8 protein-coding genes, 1 pseudogene and 1 riboswitch are annotated in these 10,849 nt (G+C 65.7%); of the genes and pseudogenes, 2 read left to right on the forward strand and 7 right to left on the reverse strand.

The window, feature by feature from the left end; genetic code table 11:
- Positions 1-303, forward strand: a 303-nt coding sequence (locus QZ607_RS25020) for a type II toxin-antitoxin system YhaV family toxin (protein WP_295888768.1), incomplete at its 5' end; no start/stop codon positions are given.
- A 239-nt stretch (positions 304-542) separates the two neighbouring features.
- Here the strand turns inward: QZ607_RS25020 and atzF are convergent.
- The 7 genes from atzF to QZ607_RS25055 form a co-directional block, all read right to left on the reverse strand.
- Positions 543-2,339 carry an allophanate hydrolase gene (atzF, locus tag QZ607_RS25025; protein ID WP_295888772.1) on the reverse strand — a complete coding sequence of 599 codons (1,797 nt, stop codon included), beginning with the start codon at positions 2,337-2,339 and terminating at the stop codon, positions 543-545.
- A complete protein-coding gene (uca, locus tag QZ607_RS25030) occupies positions 2,339-5,959 on the reverse strand; it encodes an urea carboxylase (RefSeq protein WP_295888777.1) in 3,621 nt (1,206 codons plus the stop codon). The genes atzF and uca overlap by 1 nt, the downstream gene beginning before the upstream one ends.
- Positions 5,960-6,034: 75 nt before the next feature.
- Entirely contained in the window at positions 6,035-6,676 is a 642-nt protein-coding gene (locus tag QZ607_RS25035) for an urea amidolyase associated protein UAAP2 (RefSeq protein WP_295888778.1), read from the reverse strand.
- Between the two features lie 14 nt (positions 6,677-6,690).
- Positions 6,691-7,428: an urea amidolyase associated protein UAAP1 gene (locus QZ607_RS25040; protein WP_295888780.1), complete on the reverse strand. Its 738-nt coding sequence runs from the start codon at positions 7,426-7,428 to the stop codon at positions 6,691-6,693.
- Positions 7,428-8,222: an ABC transporter ATP-binding protein gene (locus QZ607_RS25045; protein WP_295888784.1), complete on the reverse strand. Its 795-nt coding sequence runs from the start codon at positions 8,220-8,222 to the stop codon at positions 7,428-7,430. The genes QZ607_RS25040 and QZ607_RS25045 overlap by 1 nt, the downstream gene beginning before the upstream one ends.
- Positions 8,219-9,040, reverse strand: a complete 822-nt coding sequence (locus QZ607_RS25050; RefSeq protein WP_295888791.1) for an ABC transporter permease — start codon at positions 9,038-9,040, stop codon at positions 8,219-8,221. The genes QZ607_RS25045 and QZ607_RS25050 overlap by 4 nt, the downstream gene beginning before the upstream one ends.
- A gap of 65 nt (positions 9,041-9,105) precedes the next feature.
- Positions 9,106-10,194 carry a putative urea ABC transporter substrate-binding protein gene (locus QZ607_RS25055; RefSeq protein WP_295888793.1) on the reverse strand — a complete coding sequence of 363 codons (1,089 nt, stop codon included), beginning with the start codon at positions 10,192-10,194 and terminating at the stop codon, positions 9,106-9,108.
- Between the two features lie 52 nt (positions 10,195-10,246).
- Positions 10,247-10,348, reverse strand: a riboswitch (guanidine-I (ykkC/yxkD leader).
- A gap of 322 nt (positions 10,349-10,670) precedes the next feature.
- Here QZ607_RS25055 and QZ607_RS25060 point away from each other — a divergent pair.
- Positions 10,671-10,849: pseudogene (locus QZ607_RS25060) on the forward strand (IS5/IS1182 family transposase); the annotation flags it as partial.

Here is a 10,849-nt window from a genome sequence, read left to right on the forward strand (position 1 = left end):
CCTGCGTTCCGGCAAGGCGACACGCTCGGCGAGGCCCGGAAGCACTGGTTTCGGGCCAAGTGCTTCCAGCAGTATCGACTCTTCTACCGCTTCAGCAGCGAGGCCAGGATCATCGTGCTGGCGTGGGTGAACGATGAGACCACCCTGCGCGCCTATGGCAGCCGGACCGATGCCTATGCGACCTTCAGAGGCATGCTCGACGGCGGCAACCCACCCGACGATTTCGACGCGCTGATGCAGGCTGCAAAGGCGGAGTCGGCGCGGCTCGAAGAGGCGCTCAAGGCCGCGCCGGACCGGGCCTGATCAGCGCCCAAGGCGCGCCGCGACATCGGCAAAGCCGGGCGCTTCGGCATCGATGCCTTCCAGATTCCTGCCGCGCGCGCCGCACCGCCTCGGACACCCGTCAGCCCCGCTGTTCGGTGTTGACCACACATCCCGCCCCTGCGATTGCCCTTTCCCAAGCCACCCTGGGCACTCAGGGTGGCTTCGATTTCCTATCCGTCTATCCGTCCGGGTATCCCCCGGAAAGCCGTGTGCCTTTTTCAGGACGACCCCGCGTAGCGTCGCCACGAGCCCAGTGCGGAGATATCCTCGGCGTCCGGTGTGGCGGCTGCTGCCTCGCAGAGAAACCCAGGCACCTGGTCGCCGTCGGCCAGTCGCACCTGCCCCAGGCCGAGGGGCGCGGGGATGCCGGTCAGAAAATCCCCGACCGCGCGGCGCGGAAGTGTCCAGACCTCGAGCGCGATAGCGCTGCCCCCGTCGTTGACCCGGACGAGGCCGGGCCGCGTCGGCGGCCCGCCGGGCAGGGCATACAGGCGATACTCGGGTGCCGTTTGGCTGGCGCGCAAAAAGCGCCCGCCGCGCTCGGTGAGTTCGTGATTGAGCGGGAGGCCGCTCATGTGGGCGCCGCATACGGCGATGCGCAGGCGGTGCTCGCCGTGATCCGGCCAGGGCTGCTCGCTGCTTGGCACGGTTCGCTCGCTGGTGCCAAGCGGCAGCGCCTGCTGGCGCTGCAGCCGGTCGGCCAGGTCCAGTAAGGGGCGGTCGAGAAAAGCCGGCGCGAACAGCGTGATGCCAAAGGGCAGGCCGTCCGGGGTAAAGCCCGCGGGTGCCGCAACGGCGCTCAGGTCGAGCAGGTTCATGAAGTTGGTGTAGTAACCCAGTTGGCTGTTTATGCCGATTGGATCGGCTTCCACGGCGGCGAGCGTTGGTAGTGTTGGCGCCGTGGGCGTCACGATGCAATCCACGCTGGTCCAGACGGCCTCGGTCTGGCGCCGCCGTTCTGCCAGAAGATGCTCGGCCGCGAAAAGATCACAGGCGAGGGGCTTGCTGCCACTACCGATAATCTGGTGCGTCACCGATAGCAGCGCCTCAGGTCGGGACTCGATGAAATCGCGGATCGCGGCGTAGCGCTCGGCAACCCAGGGGCCGTCGTAGAGTAGTCGGGCCGCCTCTAGAAAGGGCTTCAGATCGATCGGCTCGGCAATGCCCCCCAGGGATTCGAGCGCGCTTACCGCGGCCTTAAAGGCGGCATTGCCTGCCTCGTTGCCAAAAAATGCCAGATCGGTCTCGGCCGGCACACCGAAGCGGAAGCCATTGGCGGGGATATCGGCGCGCAGTGGCAGCGGCGACTGCAGCGGGCGTGACTGGGCATCCAGGGGGTCAAACGCCTGCGTCACGGCAAACACCCGCTGCACGTCGTCGGCGCAAAGGCCGAAGATGCTCACGCAGTCGAGGCTGCGGCAGGCCGGGACAACGCCCCGGGTGCTGAGCAGGCCGCGGCTTGGCTTGAGGCCGACGAGGTTGTTGAAGGCGGCGGGCACCCGGCCCGAACCGGCGGTGTCGGTGCCGAGCGAGAAACTCACTTGGCCCAGCGCCACGGCAACGGCCGACCCCGCGCTTGAACCGCCCGCGACGCGCTCGGGATCAAAGGCATTGCGACACGGCCCATAGGGCGAGCGTGCGCCCACCAGCCCCGTGGCGAACTGATCCAGGTTGGTCTTGCCCATCGGCACCGCGCCGGCCTCGATAAGATGCCGGACCACGGTGGCCGACCCGTCGGGCTGGTAGCGATAGTCGGGACAGGCGGCGGTGGTCGCCAGCTCCGCCACATCAATGTTGTCCTTGACCGCGAACGGGACGCCGTAGAGCGGGAGCGCCGCCGGGTCCGCCTGCTCGAGCCGGGCAATATGCGACTCGAGCAACGGCTCATCGATCACGGTGATCCAGGCATTGTGCGGATCGGACCCGGCAATGGCCCGGCGGATGCCGGACAGATGGGTGCGTGGAGTGAGCGCGCCAGTGCGATAGGCCGCCAGCAGTTCGCTGATCGTGTCCATCAGTCAGTCTCCCATTCAATGATAGCCAGGGGCTGGCCCGGTGTGACCGGGCGACCCGGCTCGCAGAGCACTCGTCTGATCACCCCGGCCTGCGGGGCATAAACGGGGATCTCCATCTTCATCGACTCGATCACCAGCAGAGCGGCGTCGGGGGTGATGCGATCGCCTGCGCGGACATCCACAGTCCAGATGCTGCCGTGGACGTCCGCCGCGATGGTCCCCTCGCCATCACCCAGATCAGGGCCCTCGTCGACCGGCGTCGATGGCTCCGACTCGGCGGCGAAGTCGGCCTGACCGTTGGCAATCCAGCGCTGGCGCTCGGCCTCGAATGCGGCCTGCTGGCGTGCCTTGAACGCCTCGATGCTTGCCTGGTTGTCGGCAACAAACTGCTGGTGGCGGGCCAGCGAGAACGTGGTTTCCTCGATGTCGAGCCGCAGTCTGCCGCCGGGGAAGTCGGCGCGCATCTCCATGAGCTCGTCTTCACCGACCTCGGAGAAGCGGATCTGGTCGAAGAAACGCAGCAGCCACGGCTGCTGGAACTCAGGCGTGGTGCGATAGCGATTCCAGATCTGCAGCGTACGGCCGACGAACTGATAGCCGCCAGGCCCTTCAATGCCGTAGATGCACAGGTACGAGCCGCCGATACCCACCGCGTTTTCCGGCGTCCAGGTGCGCGCCGGGTTGTACTTGGTGGTCACCAGACGATGCCGGGGATCGATTGGGGTCGCCAGCGGGGCGGAGAGGTAGACATCGCCCAGCCCCATCACCAGATAGGAGGCGTCGAAGACAATGCGACGCAGTTCGGCCTCGTCCTTCAGCCCGTTGATACGGCGAATAAACTCGATGTTGTGGGGGCACCAGGGTGCATCCGGGCGCACCGACTGCATGTACTTCTCGGTAGCAAGCCGGGTCTGGCTGTCATCCCAGGCCAATGGCAGATGGATGATGCGCGAGGGCAGCTCGGCCTCGGCCAGGTTGGTGAGTTCGGCCTCGGACTGCTCCAGGATGTCGAGCAGTCGGTCGACCGGGAGCTGGCCGGGGTCGAAGTGGATCTGCAGGCTCCGTACGCCGGGCGTCATGTCGATCACACCCGGAATGGCGAGTCCGGTGAGCCACTCCAGCAGTGCCTGGACGCGAAAGCGCAGAGCAAGGTTGAGCACGATGGGCCCGTATTCGACCAGGAGGTAGCGATCGCCGGCCGCCCGATAGGTCACTTCGGGTCGCTGCGATGAGGCCTCACGGCGCTTGATGACCGGGCTGGCGGGTGTCGTTGGCATGGGTTCGGGCCGCGGCGCCGGCGGCTGCAGGGTGGCAATCATTGCCGCCTGCTCGGCGGCCGCCTGACGAGCCTCGTCCCGGCTGACTGCCTGAAAGCGGATGGTATCGCCGGGCCGCAGCTGACCCAGTTTCCACAGATCGGCGTCGATGACGGTGGCCGGGCAGACAAACCCGCCCAGGCTGGGACCGTCCGGCCCCAGAATGACCGGCATGTCCCCGGTGAAGTCGACGCTGCCAATGGCGTAGGCATTGTCATGGATATTGGACGGGTGCAGTCCCGCCTCGCCCCCGTCGTCGCGCGCCCATTCCGGTTTGGGGCCGATCAGGCGCACGCCGGTGCGACTCGAGTTGTAGTGCACCTCCCAGTCGGCGCTGAAGAACGCCTCGATGTAGGCGGGGGTGAAGAAGTCCGGCGCGCCATGCGGACCGGACATGGCACGCAGGGTCCAGTGGCGGTCGATGGTCGGGATCAGCGCTTCGGGCAGACGGGGTCCAGGCGCCGTCGCCGGGGCTGTCGGGGGGACGGCTGCGGAGCCCGGCAGCAGCACGTCGCCGGCCGTCAGCGCGCGGCCGCCGTGGCCGCCGAGTTGGCCTAGCGTAAAGGTCGCCCGGCTGCCCATGTGCAGGGGAACATCGAGCCCGCCCTCCACGAGCAGGTACGCCCGGATACCGGTTACACCGGCGCCGCCAATAGCCAGGGTCTCGCCAGCGCCAACCGTGAATACCTCCCAGAGGGGCACCGGGCGATCGCCGCAGGTTGCCGTCATGGTCGCCCCCGTGAGCACCACTCGGGTGGCGCTGGAAAAACGCAGCGTGGGCCCCTGCGCCGTGATTTCAAGACCGCTCGCGGTCTCGGGGTTGCCCAGCAACCGATTGCCAAGGCGAAAGGCCAGGCTGTCCATGGGGCCGGAGGGCGGGACGCCGATGTCCCAGTAGCCCACCCGGCCGGGCCAGTCCTGCACCGTGGTCAGGGTGCCTGCGCTGATGACATCGATTCGGGTTGTGTGATGCCGGAAATCGGTCAGACTCCGGGTGATAGCCTCGCCGGCCTGCAATGCCGGCATCCTGATCACCGCGCGCAGATAGTCGAGGTTGGTCATCACGCCATCGATGCGCATGTCGGCAAGTGCCCGGCCCAGGCGCTCGAGTGCCGTGTCGCGGCCATCGGCATGGACAATGACCTTGGCCAGCATGGGGTCGTAGTAGGGCGTCACCTCAAGCCCGCGCTCGACCCAGGTGTCCACGCGGCAGTCGGCCGGCAGGACCGCCTCGGTGATGAGTCCGGTGGCGGGCTGAAAGTCCTTGCCCGGATCCTCTGCATACACACGGGCCTGAATGGCGTGGCCATCCGGTGGCCCGGGGCGGCGGTCGCTCAGGCGGCCCAGCTCGCCGGCGGCCGCGCTGACCATCCAGGCCACCAGATCCACGCCGGTGACGGCCTCGGTAACGCCGTGTTCGACCTGGAGCCGGGTGTTGACCTCCAGGAAATGGAAGGCGCCGGTATCGGCATCAAACAAAAACTCCACTGTGCCGGGGGAGCGATAGGCGACGCTCCGGCCCAGGCGCTCGGCGGCATCATGCAGGGCCTGGCGGGTTGCCGACGGCAGATTGGGCGCGGGCGTCTCCTCGATCACCTTCTGGTGGCGGCGCTGCAGGGAGCAGTCGCGCTCGCCAAGGGCAATGACCTCGCCGCTGCCGTCACCAAAAATCTGCACCTCAATGTGGCGGGCGCGTGGAATGAATTTCTCGAGAAAGATGCCGCTGTCCGCAAAATGGTTGACGGAAAGGCGCTGGACCGAGGCAAAGGCCGCCTGGAGCTCCGCGGCGTCATCACAAAGCTGCATGCCGATGCCGCCGCCGCCGGCGGTGCTTTTCAGCATGACTGGGTAGCCAATGCGCTCCGCCTGCGCAAGCGCCTCATCAACATCCACCAGGAGCTCCGTTCCGGGCAGCAGTGGCACGTTGTTCGCCTCGGCCAGGGCGCGGGCGGTGTGTTTGAGCCCGAATTCCCGGATCTGGGTCGGCGTGGGTCCGATAAAGGCGATCCCCGCCGCTTCACATGCCTCGGCAAAGTCGGCGTTCTCCGAGAGAAAGCCATAGCCGGGGTGGATGGCATCGGCGCCGTGTTCTCGCGCCACGGCAAGGATGCGCGCGGCATCCAGATACGACTCGCTGGCCCGGGCGGGGCCGATCAGGACGGCTTCATCGGCCTCGCGAACATGGCGTGAGACGCGATCCGCTTCGGAATAGACCGCCAGGCTTGCTACCCCGAGCTCGCGAAGTGTGCGCTCGATGCGGCAGGCAATGGCGCCGCGGTTCGCAATGAGTACCTTGCTGAACATGTTGGATTCGGCTCTCGAAGGCGGGTCGTCCCGCCGCTGCGTCAGGCGCACCGGGGTGGTCCCCGGTGGCCGGTGTCAGTCCCAGATGATCATCTCGAGCGGCGTCGGGTTGAAGCCGCTGCAAGGGTTGTTGAGCTGCGGGCAGTTCGAGATCAGGGCGATCACATCCATTTCGGCGCACATCTCCACATATTTCCCCGACCCCGAGATGCCATCCTGAAAGGATAGTCCGCCGTCGGCCGTGACCGGGACATTCATGAAAAAGTTGATGTTGCTGACCACATCGCGCTTGGTCAGTCCATAGCGACTCTCCTGGACGGCATGCAGGAAATTGTCCCGACACGAGTGCATCGACTTCTTGTCGAGCGCATAGCGCATCTGATTGGCCTCGGCCGAGCAGGCCCCGCCCAGCGTGTCATGGCGGCCGCAGGTGTCGGCGGTAATGGTGAGCATGACGTTGCCGCGGTTCGAGACGAGCGGCGAACCAGTGGTCAGATACACGTTGCTCTGGCGCTGCGTGGTGTCGATGGCGCTGTAGCGCTCACCGCTGGGGTCCGCCAGGCTGTAGAATAGGGTGTCGGCCGCTTCGTTGCCCTCGACATCCACGATGCGCAGGGTCTGGCCTTGACGCAGCTCGGCAATCCACCATTCACCGGCCGGCACGGTCTCGCGACTGACGGCATCCTTTGGGTCGAGCATGCTTTCTTGCAGGTTCATTGCAGGCACGAGTCTCACTCCTGGCAGCTGGCGATCAGCGTGTTGGCATAGGCCCGGGCGTTTTCTGGGGCGTGGTGGATGCAGAAATCGTCATCCGTCACGGGTGCCGAGCGGAAAATCGACACCGCCACCGGCCCCGGTCGGTAGTCGGGACCGGGCGCCATCGGGTGCGGGGCCGTGGCAAGCACCACCAGGCTGTCGGCCTCGGCGCGCAGATCCACGCTGGCGCCCGGGTGGCTGTGATCGGCGTGGTAGTGCAGATCGCCGTCGTCGTCCACGCTGACCTTCTGAAAGAAATTGACGGGGATCGTGAGATCACGCGGCCCCAGGCCCCATTTGGCCAGTTCAATCAGAAAGAGTTCACGGCCATCGCGGTAGAAATCGTTCCAGTGATCCTGAAAACTGGCGATGCCGTAGCGCGAGCGGATCAGCCCGGCATCACTGATACCGCCGATTGGGTCGTGCCAGCCCACGCTGTCTTCGGTGATCGAGAACATCGCCCGGCCCATGTCCGAGAACAGCATGTTGCCGCGGGTGAGACGGCTGACATGCTGACCCTTGAGCGTGTCGGCCATGTTGTAGCGCTCAAGCGGGTTGTGCGGGTTGTAGGCCAGCAGGGCGGCATTGGCGCGACCGTCGACGTCGGTCAGGCGCAGCGTGAAGCCACGTTTGATCACCATCGACCAGTAACGGGCGCCGGGCACCGTCTCGCGGTGCACGATGCGGGTCTCGGCAATGGGGGTTGCGTGCATCAGGCACTCTCCTCATCGGGGGTGGATGAAAGCTCGCTGCGCACGCTGGCCGGCAGGCGCTCGGCTGCCCGTGCCCCGTGCTCCAGCGGGATGTCGTAGGTGATGGTGGCGCCGTAGGCTCCTGGTGCATGCGGGTCGTGGCGCACCTTGTCGAATACCAGCAGCCGGGTGCCTAGATCGAACCCCTCCTTCAGATCGTGGGTGACCATGAAGATGGTGATGTCGAGCCGCTCCCAGAGCTCGAGGATGAGCGCATGCATGTCCTTGCGGATGCCGGGGTCAAGCGCGCCAAAAGGCTCATCTAGCAGCAGTACGCGCGGGTTTTTCATGAGCGCCTGGGCAATGGCGAGGCGCTGTTGCATGCCGCCTGAGAGTTGGCTAGGATATTTATGAGCAGCGTTTGTGAGGCCGACGCGTTCGAGCATTTCGCGTGCCCGGGCCAGCGCGTCGCGGCGCGGCCGGCCCAGCAGTCGGGCAATGAGCGGGGCTCGCGCGAGTTCCTCGGCCAGCAGCACATTGCCGAGCGCGGTGAGATGCGGAAACACCGAGTATCTCTGGAAGACCACACCGCGGTCGGGGCCGGGCTCGTCGGGCATCGGTGCGCCGTCCAGCCGCAATTGGCCGCGGGTGGGTGTCTCCTCGCCAAGGAGCATCCGCAGGAAGGTGCTCTTGCCACAGCCCGAGGCCCCGACAACCGTCACGAAATCGCCGGGTGCCACGCTCAGATAGACATCCTCAAGCACGGTGTCGCAGCCGTACTCCTTCCACAGGCCCCTTGCTTCGATGATGTTCACTTGGCCCTCCCCGTCGCATACCAGGGGAAGAGCCAGTAGTTGAGGCGTCTCAGCAACCCGTTTAGCGTAAACGCCAGCAGCGTGATCCACGCCACGTAGGGGAGGATGGTCTGCATGTCGAGGTAGCGCCGTACCAGGAAGATGCGATAGCCCAGCCCCTGCTCGGCGGCAATGGCCTCGGCCGCAATCAGAAAGAGCCAAGCGGCCCCCAGTGACAGCCGCGTTGCATCAAACAGCCGGGGCAGTGTTTGCGGAATAGCCACGCGGAGCAGGATCTGCCAGGTCGAGCCGCCCAGTGTCTGCGCCTTTACAATCTGTTCGCCCGGAATCTCCTCAACGCGCTGCTGCAGGTCACGCATCATGAACGGCAGGATTCCGAAAACGATGAGCACCACCTTGGACAGCTCTCCCACGCCGAACGCGATGAACAGAATCGGCAGGATGGCGAGCGGTGGGATCATGGCGAGGGCCGCAAGAAACGGTGAGAGCGTGCGACGCAGATAGGGGATGAGGCCGGTGGCAGTGCCAACGGCCAGCGCGAGCATCATGCTGATGGCGACGCCCGTCAGCAGCCGGGCAAGACTGGCGGCCGTATCGGCCCAAAGCAGGATCTCGCCGGTGCGGCGCGAGGGCTCCGTGGCCAGGCGAACCAGCGCATCGGCCATGGTCATCAGCGACGGTAGCAACTTGTCGTCGGGATTGTCGGCCAGCCGCGCTGCCGAGGCGGCCACGTACGCCAGCAGTACCAGCGCAAATGGCAGCAGGGCAAGGGTGCTGCCCAGCACGCGCCCGGGGCGTTGGTTGATCAGTCGTTTCATGATGTCTGCTCTGCGCGCAAAAGGGTCCGGAGGCGGCGGCGGCGCCTCCGGGATACCCATCGGCCCTACAGCTCACCCTCGGCGGCCATGCGCATGTACTTGTCGGTAAAGCGCAGTTTGACGTTGCTGGATGACCCCAGAATCGACCCGTCCGCAAACTCGATCCCCACGAAGTCGGGACTCTGGGCACTGGCCCCGAGCAGACCACGGTCGAAGGCGAATTGCCGGACGTTGTCCATGGTGGCCCGTGGCTGGTCGCTGGTCACGAATGCCACCGCATCGGCGGCGTCATAGAACATCTCGGTGCTATCCAGCTGCAGCTCATAGCCGGCGAGATCGGTGCCTGCGGCCTCCGCCATCTGCGTCCGGGCCTCAATGCCGATCGCGTCATCCGCCGCCATGTTGGCCATGATTTCGTACCAGGCGCCGGCCAGGGCCATGCCCAGTTCGGGGTTGGCCTCGAGCACCTCGGTGTTGAGCGCGAGGGTGTCGATGATCTCGCCGGGAATGTCCGAGGAGTCGAAGACCACGTTGGCGTCTGGCACGGCGCCCAGCTCGCTCAGCTGCGGGTTCCAGGTGACCGCCGCGGTGACATCCGGGCTTGAGAAGGCGCCGACGATATCGGCATCGGAGGTATTGACCACGGTGACGTCCCGCTCGGTCATGTCGACCGAATCGAGGGCGCGGGCCAGGAGGTAGTGCGACACGGACAGCTCGACCAGGTTGACCCGGCGGCCTTCGATGTCGGCCAGGTCGTAACTGCCTTTCAGGACTACGCCGTCGTTGCCGTTCGAGAAGTCGCCCACGAGGGCCAGCGTGGTATCCACACCACTGGCCGAGGGGATGGCGAGTGCGTCCATGTTGGTGACGGTAACGCCGTCGAACTCGCCGGCGGTGTAGAGGTTGATGGATTCGATGTAGTCGTTGATCTGCACGACATCGATGTCGATGTCGTAGCGATCGGCCCATTTATCGACAATGCCCGAGCTCTCGCCGTAGTCCCAGGGCATCCAGCCCACGTAGATGCTCCAGGCGATGCGGAAGCTGTCGCGCTCCTGCGCCAGCCCCAGGCCGGGCGTGGCAAGAGAGAGTGCGACAAGCACGGGGGTGATGCGGCGCAGGCCGCGGCGTAGGGACTTGCTGGGACGTTTCATGGCCGTCTCCTGTCGGGTTGGTCGGGAAATACACACGGGAGCTCCTCGACGAATCTCCCGGGCTTTTGTCCCGCCGTGTAACCCCTTCGGAAGAGGTCGGATGCTCTCGGACCAGACGCCCGCCACGCGGACCGGAACCCTAGCGTCCCATTGCTAACCAGATTGTGGCGGCGGCCTGCCAGGGCAAATCCGCCGGGGGCTCGTGTACCCGCATACAACTTCGCAATATTCCTGCCAGTTTTTTTGCAGCGCACTTGGTGACAGGGGTTGAGTGTAGGCGTGATCGGTCGAGTGGGGGGGATTGACCAGAGATTTGCACTGGTATGGTTCAGATCCTGATCAGTCAGCACCATGTCGGGGCGCCGTGAGCAAAGCCGGATGTCAGCCGGACGCGGTTGCCCCTGGGAGGCTGTCCGACTTATGGGGCATCGGCCGGGTACAGTAAGGCCGGGTTCTTGCAGACGAGAGTCGTTGCCATGGCGGTCAACTTCGTGACGGTGGATCGGGACACGCCGGACCTGTTCCCGGCGAGTGTGCAGGAATACCTGCCCGAAGACCACTTGGCGCGGTTCGTGGTCGAGATCGTCGATCAGCTCGATCTCAGCCATCTGGTCAGCGCGTACGCCGGTCGCGGCTCGCGGCCCTACCATCCGGC

The sequence above is a fragment of the uncultured Thiohalocapsa sp. genome (genome assembly GCF_913063425.1).
Taxonomy (GTDB): domain Bacteria; phylum Pseudomonadota; class Gammaproteobacteria; order Chromatiales; family Chromatiaceae; genus Thiohalocapsa.

Bases quoted from the DNA above. Each gene is read 5' to 3' on its own strand.
- atzF (WP_295888772.1), bottom strand. From the start codon at position 2,339: ATGGACACGATCAGCGAACTGCTGGCGGCCTATCGCACTGGCGCGCTC.
- uca (WP_295888777.1), bottom strand. From the start codon at position 5,959: ATGTTCAGCAAGGTACTCATTGCGAACCGCGGCGCCATTGCCTGCCGC.
- QZ607_RS25035 (WP_295888778.1), bottom strand. From the start codon at position 6,676: ATGAACCTGCAAGAAAGCATGCTCGACCCAAAGGATGCCGTCAGTCGC.
- QZ607_RS25040 (WP_295888780.1), bottom strand. From the start codon at position 7,428: ATGCACGCAACCCCCATTGCCGAGACCCGCATCGTGCACCGCGAGACG.
- QZ607_RS25050 (WP_295888791.1), bottom strand. From the start codon at position 9,040: ATGAAACGACTGATCAACCAACGCCCCGGGCGCGTGCTGGGCAGCACC.
- QZ607_RS25055 (WP_295888793.1), bottom strand. From the start codon at position 10,194: ATGAAACGTCCCAGCAAGTCCCTACGCCGCGGCCTGCGCCGCATCACC.